This window comes from Caulobacter sp. LjRoot300, assembly GCF_964253875.1.
GTDB lineage: Bacteria > Pseudomonadota > Alphaproteobacteria > Caulobacterales > Caulobacteraceae > Caulobacter.
The window spans coordinates 218506-231424 of sequence record NZ_CAXUSA020000001.1 but is presented as its reverse complement, the minus strand read 5'-3'; the positions used below and the strand labels follow the sequence as shown (position 1 = coordinate 231424).

Annotated in this window: 13 protein-coding genes; 4 read left to right on the top strand and 9 right to left on the bottom strand. The window is 68.1% G+C overall.

Going from position 1 to position 12919, the window contains the following annotated elements:
* Positions 1-50 precede the first annotated feature (50 nt).
* The 7 genes from ACSQ2G_RS01150 to ACSQ2G_RS01120 all read right to left on the bottom strand — a co-directional run bounded on the left by ACSQ2G_RS01150 (position 51) and on the right by ACSQ2G_RS01120 (position 8898).
* Entirely contained in the window at positions 51-893 is an 843-nt protein-coding gene (locus ACSQ2G_RS01150; protein ID WP_436027584.1) for a fumarylacetoacetate hydrolase family protein, read from the bottom strand.
* A 23-nt stretch (positions 894-916) separates the two neighbouring features.
* Positions 917-1642, bottom strand: a complete 726-nt coding sequence (locus ACSQ2G_RS01145; protein ID WP_436027582.1) for an SDR family oxidoreductase — start codon at positions 1640-1642, stop codon at positions 917-919.
* A gap of 144 nt (positions 1643-1786) precedes the next feature.
* Positions 1787-4510: a TonB-dependent receptor gene (locus ACSQ2G_RS01140; RefSeq protein ID WP_436027580.1), complete on the bottom strand. Its 2724-nt coding sequence runs from the start codon at positions 4508-4510 to the stop codon at positions 1787-1789.
* Between the two features lie 112 nt (positions 4511-4622).
* Positions 4623-5882 carry an MFS transporter gene (locus ACSQ2G_RS01135; RefSeq protein ID WP_436027579.1) on the bottom strand — a complete coding sequence of 420 codons (1260 nt, stop codon included), beginning with the start codon at positions 5880-5882 and terminating at the stop codon, positions 4623-4625.
* Positions 5879-6760, bottom strand: coding sequence for an amidohydrolase family protein (locus tag ACSQ2G_RS01130; RefSeq protein ID WP_436027577.1), 882 nt, complete (start codon positions 6758-6760; stop codon positions 5879-5881). The genes ACSQ2G_RS01135 and ACSQ2G_RS01130 overlap by 4 nt, the downstream gene beginning before the upstream one ends.
* Entirely contained in the window at positions 6757-7707 is a 951-nt protein-coding gene (locus ACSQ2G_RS01125) for an aldo/keto reductase (RefSeq protein ID WP_436027576.1), read from the bottom strand. Before ACSQ2G_RS01125 ends, ACSQ2G_RS01130 begins: the two co-directional genes overlap by 4 nt.
* Before the next feature lie 33 nt (positions 7708-7740).
* Positions 7741-8898, bottom strand: coding sequence for a mandelate racemase/muconate lactonizing enzyme family protein (locus ACSQ2G_RS01120; protein WP_436027574.1), 1158 nt, complete (start codon positions 8896-8898; stop codon positions 7741-7743).
* A gap of 187 nt (positions 8899-9085) precedes the next feature.
* Here ACSQ2G_RS01120 and ACSQ2G_RS01115 point away from each other — a divergent pair, with 187 nt between their 5' ends.
* A complete protein-coding gene (locus ACSQ2G_RS01115; RefSeq protein WP_436027572.1) occupies positions 9086-9832 on the top strand; it encodes a FadR/GntR family transcriptional regulator in 747 nt (248 codons plus the stop codon).
* Positions 9833-10019: 187 nt separating this feature from the next.
* Positions 10020-11024 (top strand): tRNA dihydrouridine(20/20a) synthase DusA, encoded by a 1005-nt coding sequence (dusA, locus tag ACSQ2G_RS01110; RefSeq protein ID WP_436027570.1) that lies wholly within the window; start codon positions 10020-10022, stop codon positions 11022-11024.
* A 2-nt stretch (positions 11025-11026) separates the two neighbouring features.
* Here dusA and ACSQ2G_RS01105 read toward each other — a convergent pair whose 3' ends face one another.
* Entirely contained in the window at positions 11027-11527 is a 501-nt protein-coding gene (locus tag ACSQ2G_RS01105) for a TIGR02281 family clan AA aspartic protease (protein WP_436027568.1), read from the bottom strand.
* Positions 11528-11803: 276 nt separating this feature from the next.
* Here ACSQ2G_RS01105 and ACSQ2G_RS01100 point away from each other — a divergent pair, with 276 nt between their 5' ends.
* Positions 11804-12160 (top strand): hypothetical protein, encoded by a 357-nt coding sequence (locus tag ACSQ2G_RS01100; RefSeq protein ID WP_436027566.1) that lies wholly within the window; start codon positions 11804-11806, stop codon positions 12158-12160.
* A 7-nt stretch (positions 12161-12167) separates the two neighbouring features.
* Here ACSQ2G_RS01100 and ACSQ2G_RS01095 read toward each other — a convergent pair whose 3' ends face one another.
* Positions 12168-12407, bottom strand: a complete 240-nt coding sequence (locus ACSQ2G_RS01095) for a DUF1289 domain-containing protein (RefSeq protein ID WP_436027564.1) — start codon at positions 12405-12407, stop codon at positions 12168-12170.
* A gap of 100 nt (positions 12408-12507) precedes the next feature.
* On the opposite strand from ACSQ2G_RS01095, the gene ACSQ2G_RS01090 reads away from it, so the two are divergent.
* A complete protein-coding gene (locus ACSQ2G_RS01090) occupies positions 12508-12873 on the top strand; it encodes a hypothetical protein (RefSeq protein WP_436027562.1) in 366 nt (121 codons plus the stop codon).
* Positions 12874-12919: the final 46 nt, after the last annotated feature.

Below are 12919 nucleotides of genomic sequence, written 5' to 3'. Positions count from 1 at the left end.
CGGCTCTTGGGCCGGCTTCGTCGATGCGGGCCGCCTCGGCCCGCGTTCCGTCAGGCCTGGCCGACGACCTGTCGTTGCTGGCCCAGGCCGTCGATGCCCAGCTCCATCACGTCGCCGACGTCCAGATAGACCTCCGGCCGTTGTCCCAGCCCCACGCCCGGGGGCGTGCCGGTGGAGATGACGTCGCCGGGGTGAAGGGTCATGAACTGCGAGACATAGGCGACGATGAAGGCCGGCTTGAAGATCATCGTGGCGGTGGAGCCGTTCTGGAACGTCTTGCCGTTGACGGTCAGCCACATCTTCAGGCTCGCCGGATCGGCGATCTCGTCGCGCGTCACCAGCCAGGGGCCGATAGGACCGAAGGTGTCGCAGCCCTTGCCCTTGTCCCAGGTGCCGCCGCGCTCGATCTGGAAGGCGCGCTCGGAAACGTCGTTGATCACGCAATAGCCGGCGATATGCGCTTCGGCGTCCGCTTCCTCGACATAGCTGGCGGTCTTGCCGATGACGACGCCCAGCTCGACCTCCCAGTCCAGCTTGGTCGAGCCGCGCGGCTTCAGTACCGTGTCGTTGGGGCCGGTGATCGCCGAGATGGCCTTGGTGAACAGCACCGGCTCGTCCGGGATCGGCAGGCCGGATTCGGCGGCATGGTCGGCGTAGTTCAGGCCGATGCACAGGAACTTGCCGACCTTGCCCACGCAAGGGCCGTAGCGCACGCCTTCGGGCGCGAGGGGCAGGGCGTCCAGGTCTAGGGCGCGAAGACGGGCCAGCGACTCGTCGGACAAGGCCGCGCCGTCGATATCGGCCACCACGCCGCTGAGGTCGCGCACCCGGCCCTGGGAATCCAGAACGCCGGGCTTTTCCTGGCCGGCCGTGCCGAAGCGGAGCAGTTTCATGGGTGTGTTCCTTTTGTCCGGGCCTAGTTGACCCAGCCGCCGTCGATGACGTTAGCGGTACCTGTTGTAAAGGCGGACTCGTCCGAGGCCAGGTAGACGGCGAGGGCGGCCAGCTCCTCGACGCGGCCGAAGCGACCCATGGCCTGGCGGGCGGTGAACTCGGCATAGGCCTTGTCGAAGTCGCCGGTGTCGCGCAGGCGCTGCAGCAGGGACGGGGTCTCGACGGTGCCGGGACAGATGGCGTTGCAGCGCACGCCCTTGGCCACGAAGTCGGCGGCCACCGACTTGGTCAGGCCGATCACCGCGGCCTTGGTCGCGCCGTAGGCGAAGCGGTTGGGCACGCCTTTGATCGACGAGGCGATCGACGACATGTTGATGATCGATCCGCCGCCGTTGCGGATCATGCCCGGCAGGAAGGCGCGGATCATACGGTACTGGGCGGTAACGTTCAGGCCGTTGGAAAACGCCCAGTCGTCCTCGTCGCAGTCCAGGATCGTGCCGGCGTGGACGAAGCCAGCGCAATTGTAGAGCACGTCCACCTGCGGGAACTCCTCGGCGATCGCCCGGATCGCCTCGCGGTCAGTGACGTCCAGCCGGCGCACGATCAGGTCCTCGGCGTCGGCCAGGGGCTCGATGCGGATGTCGGCGGCGATCACGGTCGCGCCCTCGCGCTGGAACGCCTCCGCCGTCGCCCGGCCGATCCCTTGCGCCGCCGCCGTCACCAGCGCCGTCTTCCCCGCGAGCCTCATCGATCCATCCTGAAACATAAGACGTATTATGTTTGCTAGTGGCCGGAGGCGTGTGCGTCAAGGCCGTCCGCCAGTCCGCTAAAAGAAAAACCGCACCACGACGAGCGGGGTGCGGCGGCCTTGATCGGCAGGAGGGAAGGGGATCTAGAAGCGCACGCGGACCCCGCCGGCGACGCGCCGGCCAGTGGTGCGGAACTCCTTGGTGCGGTCGGGCGTGACCGAATAGATGAACTCGTCTTCGTCGGTCAGGTTCAGGCCGTCGATGAACACCGTGAAGTGGTCGGTGACGTTGTAGGACGCCCCGACGTCCAGCTGGCCGTAGCTGTCGAAATATTCCGGCTCGCCGTTACGGCCCGAGGCGACCTGCAGGAACTTGTCGCGCCAGGTATAGGCCACGCGGGCCTGGATGGGACCCTTCTCGTAGAAGCCGACCAGGCTGTAGGAGTACTTCGACAGCCCCTCCAAGCCGTACGACACGTTGGCGACGGTGTTGGTGTAGTTGGCGTTGGACTCGGCGTAGGTGAAGCTGGTCTGCACGCCCAGGCCGTCGAATGGCGCGGGCAGCTGGCCGAACACCTGGCGGTAGCCCAGCTCGAAGCCCTTCACCACCGCGCCGTCGCCGTTGTCGGGCACGGTGACCTGGAAGGTCACCTGGTCGACCTTCTGGGGCGTGGTGACCAGGGTCACGAACGAGTCGATGTTCTTGTAGAAGGCCGCGACCGACAGCAGCGACAGGTCGTCGAAGTACCATTCCAGGCCGCCCTCGATCTGGGTGGCGCGGAACGGCTGCAGGTCGGGGTTGCCGCGCTTGATCGTCTCGTTGCCGGGATTGGTCTGGATGGACTGGCGCGGCGACAGGTCCGACAGGGTCGGACGGGTCATCACGCGCGAGGCGGCCAGGCGCAGGATCAGGTCGTCGGTCAGGTTCAGGCGGGCGTTCACCGACGGCAGGATGTCGGTGTAGTGGCCGTCGAAGCTGACCGGGACCACGGGCGAGACGGTGATGATGTTCTGGCCAGCCCCGTTCGGCTTGGCGCTGGTCACCGTGCGCGAGGCGCCTGACGAGGTGTAGTCGGTGTCCTCGATCCGGACGCCCAGGTTGATGGCCAGGGGCATGGAGCCCAGGTCCGTCTTGATGTCGGTCATCAGGTAGCCCAGCAGCACCTTCTCATCGACCACCGACGAGCCCGACGGGGAGTAGACGGCCTGGTTGAACGCCTTGCCGTCGCGGGTGGCGTACTCCTTGACCTGCAGGATCAGCGCGCGGGGATCGTAGATCAGCCAGTCGTGGATGATCTTGTCGCCGTACTGGCCGTTGAAGAAATTGCGGTTCGTCGGCTGGAACAGCGACGTCGGCAGGAGCTGGTTGGAGTCGCAATAGGCGCACTGCTCGCCGAACGGCATCTCGTTGGAGGTGATGGTCTTGGTGCGGTTCTGGGCCGAGAAGCCCGCGCTGACCGACACCGCCCCCGGCGGCTTCCACGCGGCGTCGACCTTGTATTCCTCGATCTCGTCGTCGACGTCGGAACCACCGCCCCAGATGTAGTAGTGGGCCGTGACGCCCTGCGGGTTGGTCGCCGCGTCGGCGTAGGTCGGGCTGGTGAAGCCGTAGGAATACATCGGGCTGCCGCCGCGGCGGTCGAACCAGGTGTCGACGTTCTTGCGCCGGATGGTGGTGAAGTCGCTGTCTTCCTTGCCGCGCCGTTCGGCCTTGGAGGTCGAGGCGTCGAACGCGATCGTCAGGTCGTCGGTGGCCTGCCACTTGACGTTCAGGCCCAGCTGGTCGGTGGTGACCTTGCGGTGGTCGTACTGGATGATCTGGTCGACGAAGCCGCCCTGGTAGCGCTGGAAGACCGCTTCGCCGCCCTGGACGTCCTGCTCGACCAGCGATCCGCCGGCGAAGTCGTAGGCCAGGCCGGTCTGCTGTTCGATGATGTCGGCCTTGGCGTACAGGGCGTCGAGGCTGACGGTCAGGCGGTCGGTCGGCTTGTATTGCACCACGCCGTTCAGGCCGGTCATCTTCTTGTCGCGCTCGAAGAAGAACGGCGACAGGTTGGACGGCATCGAGACGTTGCTGAACGGCGCGACGCCCGGGCCGAGGCGGCCGCCGGGAACGCCGGCCAGATTGTAGTAGGAGTCCGTGCTCGAGCGATGCACGTGGCCCGCGCCGATCGTGAATTCGTCGTCGCGCACCTTCTGTTTCGAATAGGAGACCGACAGGGCCGCGCCCAGGGTGCGATCCGCGTTGCGCCAGCTGACCACGCCCGAGGCCTCGGGATTGTTGGTGTCGCGCAGTTCGGCCCAAGTCGAGCCGACCGAGCCGGCGAGGCTGAAGGGCTTGCGCTGTTCGAGCGGGCGCAGGGTGCGCACGTCGATGGTCGCGCCGATCGAGGCGCCGTTGATGTTGGCCTGCGGTGACTTGTAGACGTCGGCGCCGGAGATGATCTCGGACGGCAGCACGTCGAACGAGAACTCGCGGCCGTTGTTGTCGGTGGCCAGGGTGCGGCCGTTGACGGTGACGGCGTTGAACTTCGGGCCGAAGCCGCGCACCGAGACGTAGCGGCCTTCGCCCCGATTGCGCTCGATGGTCACGCCGGCGATGCGCTGCAGCGACTCGGCGACGTTCTGGTCGGGCAGCTTGCCCAGGTCCTCCGAGGCGATGGAGTCCACGACCCCGACGGCCTGGCGCTTGATGTCGATCGATTGCTGCTGACTGGCGCGGATGCCGGTGACGACGACCGCCTCCACGGTGTCGGCGCTCGGGGCGGAACCGGGCGGGGCGTCCTGCGCCCCGGCCGTCGCGGGAAGCGCCCAGGCGCCGATCAGGCCCAGCGCGGTGGCGGCCAGCATGGTGGTCTTGGTGGACATCCTCGGATCCTGTCGTTTCTACCCCGATGGCCGGTTTACCGGCCTTATCTCGACGCTAATTCTGGATAAGACGTATGTCAAATTATCATCATACATCTTATGAATTTTCAGATCAGCGCACCGACTTGATCGGGGCAACCAGGAAGGCCGAGCTGAAGACGAACAGGATCGCGGCGATGAAGATGGCGGCGTAGTTGTTGTTGAACAGGTGCAGCAGCACGGCGGCCATCACCGGGCTGATGATCTGCGGGATATTCACCGCCGTGGTCAGCACCCCCAGGTCCTTGCCCTCGTCGCCGACCGCGGACTTGGGCAGCACCTGGGTCATCAGGGCCATGTCGATCGACATGAACATGCCGTAGCCCACGCCGATCGCGCCGGCGTAGATCCACATGCCGGTCATGGTCGGCAGCGCCAGCGGCGCGACCATGGCGCAGCCCATGATCAGGCTCGCGGCCACGACGAACGGCTTGCGCCGCTGCAGACGGTCGGAAAGGAAGCCCGAGGCCAGGGACGAGACGATCAGGCAGACCAGGGTCAGGATCGCCAGGTTGGCGATGGCTATGTTGGAGCCGGCGTCCGACAGGCCGATATAGTCGCGCAGGATGTACAGCAGATAGGCCGCCACCGCCTGGTAGCCCATATAGACCGTGAAGCGTCCGGCGAAGGCCCAGGCGAAGTCCGGATGGTCCTTGGGGCTGATCCAGAAGCTGGCGGCGAAGGCTTTCCAGGAGAACGGGCGGGCGGGGGCGCCGGCGCTGGAGGGCTCGCGGTTGATCAGCACGAAGGCCAGGCACGACACGGCGATGGCCACGGCGAACAGTCCATAGGCCAGCACCCGCGCCCCGGCCAGGTAGCCGGCGACCACCGTGCCGGCGGTCAGGCCCGCGGTCATGCCCGCGCCGACGACGCCCGACACCACGCCGCGCGTCTCCGGGGCGAAGCGGTCGGCGATCACCGTTGTCATGGCCGGCTGCATCGAATTGTAGGCCACGGTCGCCATCACCCACAGGACCATCAGCGACCAGAAGCTGGTCTGCCACGAGACGCCGAACAGGCACAGCGATCCGACCAGGGAGGCGATCGCGATCCAGGGCGAACGCCGGCCCCAGCGGGTGCGAGTGCGGTCCGACAAGGCCCCGGCGATCGGCGTGGTCAGGGTCGAGAACACCGAGGTGACGGCGAACATCAGGGCCAGGTTGTTGGCCTTCTGGCCGGGGTTCAGGGCGGCGATCTGGTTGGGCAGCAGCACCCCCAGCACGCCGCTGTAGAGCGCCATCAGCAGGAAGAAGTTGACCATCAGCGACAGCTGCAGGCGCCTGCGGCCGACGCCGGCCTTGGTCGCGACGGGTACGGCGGTGTCGAGGGTCATGGGAGCGTCTCCTGCGGGCGCTCCGGCGCCAGGGCATAGAAGGCGGAGGCGGTTTCGGAGTCGATCCGAAGCCGGTCGCACGGGGAAAGGGCGGCGGTCGCCGCCTCGAAAACGGCGCGCCAGCGGGCGTAGCCGCCGGCCAGGTCGACGACCGGCCAGTCGCCGCCGAACATCAGGCGCTCAGGGCCGAAACAGGCCAGGGCGTGGTCGATATAGGGGCGCAGGGTCTCGTCCCGCCCGCCGGACCAATGGTCCTGGGTCGTCAGGCCCGAGATCTTGGCCGACAGGTTCGGAAAGCCGGCCAGGACCCGCAGGCTGTCGGCCCAACCAGCGCCGTCGATATCGCCGGCGTGAGCGGCGATGTCGGGCTTGCCCAGATGGTCGAGCGCCACGCGGGCGTCGGGCTGGCGCTCAAACAGTCTCCCGAGCAGGTCGACCAGCAGCGGCAGCTGACGGTCGCGGGCGCAGAGGTCGATCGTCAGGCCCTGGCGGGCGGCGGCGATCAGGCCGTCGAGGTGGCGCCGATCAGCGATGAAGGCGTCGGTCTCGTTCTGCACCGAGCGCCGCACGCCGCGAACCTTCGGGCGCTGGCGCAAGGCGCCGAGATGCGGCGCGACCGCCTCGCCCAGCTCGAGCGGCGCGAAGGCGACGATGCCGAGGATTTCCAGGTCGGGATGGGCCAGGCCCGCGACCCAGTCGATCTCGTCCAGCGCCTGGCCGGGCGCGCAGTCGGCCTGGACGAAGACGGCCTGGCGCACGCCGGTTCGTTGCGCCGCCCAGTCCCGCGGGCCTCGCGGGCCCGCGATGGAGGGGACGTGTTGCAGCCAGCCGTAGTCCAGGAGGACGGGATCCCACAGATGCAGATGGGCGTCGATCATGCGCCCGCCTTGCCGCCATGGCCGGGCAGTAGATCCCAGCCGAGATCCTGCACCGGCGCCAGGACGTCCTGGACGGCGGCCAGGGCCTCGGGGTCGATCGGCGTCGTCAGGGCGGCGATGTTCTGGCGGAGGTTCTCGGGCCTGGACATGCCGACCACGGTCGAGACGACGCCGGCTTCCGCCGCCGTCCGCAGCGCGAACTGCAGGGCGACGAACGACAGGTCCGCGCCCAGCGCCCGGCAGCGCCGCGCCGCCGCCATCGCCGCGTCCCGGACGCGGTCGTGGGCCGGGTGCCAGTCGGGCGGTCCGTCGGCTGTCAGCAGCCCCATGCCCAGCGGCGAGGCGTTGAACACCGCCACGCCCCGCGCCGCCAGGCGTCGGGCGACCGGCGCCAGGCGCTGGTCCTGAAGGGTGTAGGTGCAATAGGCCATCACCGTGTCGACCGCCTCGGCGAGAGCAATCTCTTCCAGCAGGGCCAGGTCGTAGCCGGTGACGCCGATCCGCCCGATCACGCCCTGGGCCTTGAGCTCGCGAAGGGCGGGCAGGGCCTCGTCCAGCAATTGCCGGTGGTCGCCGTATTCGATGTCATGGCATTGCAGGACGTCGATCCGGTCCACGCCCAGCCGCCGGCGGCTTTCGTCCAGGCCGCGCAGGACGGCCTCGCGCGAGAAGTCCCATGACTTGTCGCCCTGGCGACCGACCTTGGTCATCAGCACGAAGTCGTCGCGCGGGACGCCGCGCAGGGCCGCGCCCAGCGCGGTCTCGGCCCGCGTCGCCCCGTAATAGGGCGCCACGTCGATCAGGTTGACCCCGGCCTCCAGCGCCGCGGCCACCACCAGGTTCGCCTGGGCCTGGGACACCGCGTGATAGACGCCGCCCAGCGAGGCCCCGCCCAGGGCCAGGACCGAGACGCGCGGCCCTTCCGCGCCGAGCCTGTTGCTGATCATCCCGTTCGTTCCTCGATCGCGTCTTGCGACGTCTTATCGTTCTGTGGCGGCGCGGCCGTTGGGCACCAGGCCCAGGCCGGCGCGTCTGGGCCGGACATGGGGGCCTCCCGGCCTGGACCATGTCCCGCTCAGGCGGTTGGCGGCGATGGCCGCTTCGTCCACCTCCACGCCCAGGCCCGGGCGGTCGCCCAGGACCAGGCCGCCGTCCATGATCTGCTGGTCCACGTCCAGGCCGAGAGGGAAGTTGAAGTCCTGGATCTCGATGCCGACCATGTTCGGCGCCGCCGCCGCCGCATGGGCGATCGGATTGGCGTCGTAGCCGACCGGCGAGACCGGCAGGTTGTGGGCGTGGGCCGCCATGGCGACGCGATTGAAATGGGTGACGCCCCAGACGCTGCCCGTCTGGACGATGTCGACCGCCCTGGCCTCGAACAGGGGCGTGAACTGGTCGAGGCCCGTCAGGTTCTCGCCGGTCGCGATGGCCGCCCTGACCGCCCGGCTGACGATGGCGTGGCCTTCCGCGTCCCAGCGGCGCAGGGGCTCCTCCACCCAGGTCAGGTCGACGCGCGCCTCGATTTCGCTGATGTGGCGCACGGCCTGCTTGCGGCTCCAGCACTCGTTGACGTCCAGCATCATGGCCGGGCGCTCGGTGTTGCGGCGGAGGATGTCGCGGGCCATCGTCAGGCGGCGAACGTCGCGCTCGACGTCGCGGCCGCCCTTGATCTTGGCGCCGGTGAAGCCGCGCTCGGCCCACAGGGCGTAGTGCGCCTGGAACGCGTCGTCCTCCAGGCCGTAGCACAGGCCCGAGGCGTAGCCGGGAACGAAGCGGCTGCGCGCGCCCAGCGTACGCCACAGCGGCTCGTCGGCCATCTTGGCCTTCAGGTCCCACAGCGCCATGTCCACCGCGGCGATGGCCCCGTAGGTCGATCCGGCGTGGCCGCTCTTGAACACATGGGCCAGCATGCGGTCGTAGAGGGCGGTTACCGCGCGCGGATCCTCGCCCTCCACGGCGGGGAAGACGCGGTCGATGTCGGCGTGCTGTCCCAGGCCCACCCCGGTCAGGCCGCCGTCGGTCTCGAGCAGCAGGATCGGCACTTCCGTCACGCCGGCTTCGACCACGCCGTTGACGTCGCCCACGGGCCGCCCCCAATCGTGGATCGTCGTCAGGCTGCGGTGGCCGGTAATCTTCATGGGGTGGTCTCTTGGCCCATCGGTCTGGGCCTGGGCCCCTTGATCACATAATATGTATGATGAATTCTCGCATTGCAACCCTTGACTGAGGGTTCGCGGCGGGCTCACGAGAGGCGGGGGCGCGTCTCGAATCTCGTCTTGTGATACGATAGCGACCTAGGACAGGGCAGCGGGATAAGCGGTGGTCATGACAGTTTCGACGAACGTTCCGGGCCCGAGAACCGCGCGTCGCCCTCGGCTGGCCGCCGCGGTGGTCGAGGACCTGGTCAACGCGATCGTCACCGAAATCTATCCGTCCGGTTCGGCCCTGCCGCCGGAAAACGTCCTGTGCGACATGTACGAGGTCAGCCGCACGGTGGTGCGCGAGGCGACGACGGCCCTGACGGAGAAGGGTCTGGTGGTGTCGCAGCAGGGGCGGGGTACGATCATCCAGGATCCGTCGTCCTGGAACCTGCTGGACCCGATGATCCTCAGCGCGCTTTTCCGGCGCGAGGACGGGCTGAGCTATCTGGACAACCTGTCGGAGATCCGCGCTTCGCTGGAGGCCAGCATGGCCGGCAAGGCCGCGCGCAACATCACCCCCGAAGCCGCCGCCCAGCTGGGCCGGCAAATCGAGAAGCTGGAAGGGCTGATCGACACGCCGGCGGCCTATGTCCACGAGGACGTCCTGTTCCACGACATCATCATGCGGATGTCCGGCGACCGCCTGAGCAAGGCGATCATCGACAGCATCCAGAGCAAGGCCGTGAAGACCTACAGCTATAGCGGACGGCTGAACGTCGATCACGTGCGGGCGACCCACGAAGCGCACAAGCGGGTCTACGAAGCCATCGTGGCCGGCGATTCCGAGGGGGCGGCCCGCGCGATGCGCGAGCACATCGAGACGTCCTGGCGCAAGCGCCGACCCGGCGGCCCCGAGGAAAAGCGCGCCTGATCCTGGCGAGGTCGCGGCCCGGGATAGGCGTCCGTGAGGCCGCCTACGCATACGCAAGTGCCGCCTACGCATACACAAGTGATGTCGCGCGTGTTATGGCGCACGACATTCTCCGACGCCTTGAAGTTCATCGCGCGCCGCCCCAGATGGGCGGCCCAGTGAAGATCGCGAATTAAGTCAAACTCTTATGTCGAAGCTCGCCGTTGCCCCGATGATGGACTGGAGCGACCGCCATTGCCGGTCGTTGCACCGGGTGCTGTCGCGCCGGGCGCTGCTCTATTCCGAGATGGTGACCAGCGGCGCGGTGCTGAACGGCGACCGCGACAAGCTGCTGGGTTTCGACGCCGGTCAGCATCCGGTGGCGCTGCAGCTGGGCGGGTCCGAACCCGCCGACCTGGCCGCCGCCGCCAAGATCGGCGAGGATTGGGGCTATGACGAGATCAATCTGAACGTCGGCTGTCCGTCCGACCGCGTGCAGAGCGGCCGGTTCGGGGCTTGCCTGATGCGCGAGCCGCGGCTGGTGGCCGATTGCATGGCGGCCATGGCGGCGGCGGTGTCCGTGCCGGTGACGGTCAAGTGCCGGATCGGCATCGACGACCAGGACCCGGAACAGAGCCTGTTCGAGCTGGTCGATCTGTCGGCCCAGGCCGGCGTCACCGGCTTCGTGGTCCACGCCCGAAAGGCCTGGCTGAAGGGGCTGTCGCCGAAGGAGAACCGCGACGTGCCGCCGCTGGACTATCCACTGGTCCACCGGCTCAAGCGCGAGCGCCCGGACCTGACGATCGTGATCAACGGCGGCATCCCCGATCTCGACGTGGCGCTGGCCCAACTGGAGCATGTGGACGGGGCGATGCTGGGCCGGGCGGCCTATCACGAGCCGGGCCTGCTGGGACAGGTCGACCGCCGGGTGTTCGGCGAGGATGTCGCCGATGTCGACGCATTCGAGGCGGTGGAGCTCTACAGGCCCTACATGGCCGCCCAGCTGGCGGCGGGTGTGCATCTGGCGGCGATGAGCCGTCACATGCTGGGCCTGTTCCACGGCCTGCCGGGCGCGCGGGCCTGGCGCCGGATCCTGACCGTCGAGGGCGTGGCGGCCGGGGCGGGGCTGGACGTGGTCGACCGCGCTCTGGCCGCCGTCCGCCAGGCGATGGACGCGCGCGAGGCCCGGACGCTGGAAGCGGCCGCGAGCTAGCCCTAAGAGCGCAGGACCAGGGCGCGCGGCGTGGCCTGGAAGCTGGACAGCCGGCCCAGATAGCTCATGCCCAGCAGCGAGGTTTCCAGACCCTTCTCGACGACCAGGGCCTCGACGTCGCGCACCTGGGCGCCGGCCACCGAGACGCTGGCCAGCTTGACCGAGGCGGCGCGGGTTTCGCCCGAGGCGGTCATGACCTTGTAGCTGTAGTCGAGGGCCTTGGTGTCGATGCCCAGCCGCTTGGCGTCCGTCTGGCTGAGCGCGACGGCGGTGGCGCCCGTGTCGATCAGGAAGCGCACGGCGCGGCCGTCGACCTTGGCCTCGGCCCAGAAATGGCCGTCGGCGGCCTTGACGATCTGGGCGGCGCCGTCGTCGGCGGTCGCCACGGCGGGAGCGGGGCCGCGCAGGTCCGGCTGGCGCGGGTCGTCCAGCGACACGACGGCCTTCGCCGCCCCGATCGCCGAGAGCGCGCCTACGATTGCGATGGCCGCGAACTTGAACATCGAAGTCACCCCGCCATACCGGCTTGCTGACCGCTTCTGCGGCCGTTGCGGGGAGAATAGTCGCGAATGGGTTTTCAACCCGTGAATCGCGGTCTTCACAGTTCAGTAAAGTTAACAGATCGTCGAGTGTGTGGAAAATTAAAAACCTGTAATACTTGCCAATGCTAACGTTACATCCAAGTAATGTGCAATATGACTTCGATTTAACTTCAATTCGAGGTGTCTCGGCGGCATATGGCTGTTCATCAAATCAGTGCTTGTTGAGGGAACAACGCCATGAAGAAGGTCATCATCGCCGCCGCCGTCGCGCTTTCCGGCCTGGCCGGAGCGGCCCAGGCCGCCGAAATCAGCAACACGCAGTTCCTGCAAGCCGCCCGCTGCCGCGGCCTGGCTGCTTCGGAGGGCTTGGGCAAGCTGGACACCGCCGGCATCGACGCGTTCCTGAAACAGGAAACCGGCAGCCGCGAACTGCCGGTCCGCGCGTCGGCCAACAACAAGATCTCGGGCGCGCAGAAGGAAGGCGACAAGGCCGACGGCGCCAAGAAGGAAAAACTGCTCGCCGAACGTTCCACCACTTGCTCGGCCTGGCTGGGCGGCGCGAGCACCGGCGCGGCGATGAACACCGCGAACTAGGGACCGTTTAGCCCTGGCCGATCATCAGATTGGCCATCGGGTCCGGGCGACGAGGCAGGTCGGCCATGATCGCCGCCCGCTCCTCGTCGCTCAGCCGAGCCCAGCCGGCGATCTCCGGAAGGGTTCGCCGGCAGCCCAGGCAAAAGCCGCTTTGTCCATCCACCGCGCAGACCTTCACGCAAGGCGTCGCGATCGGGCGGGGAGGGCGGGGCGCCGGATCCAGCGTGCCGAGGGGCGTTGAACTCATGCCCCATATGTCGCCGTTCCCGGTAGGCCGCGCAAGAGCGGCTCCGGCGCGATCCCGTGCGTCGATAGCGTCCGTCATCTCCCAAATCAAAGGAGTCATCATGCGTATCCTTGGTCTCACCATCGCCGCTGTGTTCGCCGCTTCGGCGGCCGCGCCGGCCTTGGCCGCCGATCGCGTCAGCGACAGCGAACTCGTGCGGGCCGCGCGCTGCCTTGGCCTGGCCAAGGCGGCCAACCTGGGCGCCTCGGACGCGAGCGCCCTGCAGGCCTTCGTGAAGACCCAGGGCCGCAGCCGCGACCCGCTTGTCCAGGAACGGGTGGACGCCGCCGAACGGGCCGCCAAGTCCCAGGCCGGCAAGGCCAAGGACACCCTCAAGGCGTCGCTGATCGCCGAGCGTGACGGCGCCTGCAAGGCGCTGGTCCAGGCCTCGTCGACGGCTTCGACCGCGCCGCCAGCCGGCGCCTGACGGCCGCGATCGGATCGAACCGGACTTTGCATGAGGCGCGGGCTGG

What these genes read in the sequence shown, in the direction of transcription:
- ACSQ2G_RS01150 (WP_436027584.1), bottom strand. Translation starts at nt 893, where the DNA reads ATGAAACTGCTCCGCTTCGGCACGGCCGGCCAGGAAAAGCCCGGCGTT.
- ACSQ2G_RS01145 (WP_436027582.1), bottom strand. Translation starts at nt 1,642, where the DNA reads ATGAGGCTCGCGGGGAAGACGGCGCTGGTGACGGCGGCGGCGCAAGGG.
- ACSQ2G_RS01140 (WP_436027580.1), bottom strand. Translation starts at nt 4,510, where the DNA reads ATGTCCACCAAGACCACCATGCTGGCCGCCACCGCGCTGGGCCTGATC.
- ACSQ2G_RS01135 (WP_436027579.1), bottom strand. Translation starts at nt 5,882, where the DNA reads ATGACCCTCGACACCGCCGTACCCGTCGCGACCAAGGCCGGCGTCGGC.
- ACSQ2G_RS01130 (WP_436027577.1), bottom strand. Translation starts at nt 6,760, where the DNA reads ATGATCGACGCCCATCTGCATCTGTGGGATCCCGTCCTCCTGGACTAC.
- ACSQ2G_RS01125 (WP_436027576.1), bottom strand. Translation starts at nt 7,707, where the DNA reads ATGATCAGCAACAGGCTCGGCGCGGAAGGGCCGCGCGTCTCGGTCCTG.
- ACSQ2G_RS01120 (WP_436027574.1), bottom strand. Translation starts at nt 8,898, where the DNA reads ATGAAGATTACCGGCCACCGCAGCCTGACGACGATCCACGATTGGGGG.
- ACSQ2G_RS01115 (WP_436027572.1), top strand. Translation starts at nt 9,086, where the DNA reads ATGACAGTTTCGACGAACGTTCCGGGCCCGAGAACCGCGCGTCGCCCT.
- dusA (WP_436027570.1), top strand. Translation starts at nt 10,020, where the DNA reads ATGTCGAAGCTCGCCGTTGCCCCGATGATGGACTGGAGCGACCGCCAT.
- ACSQ2G_RS01105 (WP_436027568.1), bottom strand. Translation starts at nt 11,527, where the DNA reads ATGTTCAAGTTCGCGGCCATCGCAATCGTAGGCGCGCTCTCGGCGATC.
- ACSQ2G_RS01100 (WP_436027566.1), top strand. Translation starts at nt 11,804, where the DNA reads ATGAAGAAGGTCATCATCGCCGCCGCCGTCGCGCTTTCCGGCCTGGCC.
- ACSQ2G_RS01095 (WP_436027564.1), bottom strand. Translation starts at nt 12,407, where the DNA reads ATGAGTTCAACGCCCCTCGGCACGCTGGATCCGGCGCCCCGCCCTCCC.
- ACSQ2G_RS01090 (WP_436027562.1), top strand. Translation starts at nt 12,508, where the DNA reads ATGCGTATCCTTGGTCTCACCATCGCCGCTGTGTTCGCCGCTTCGGCG.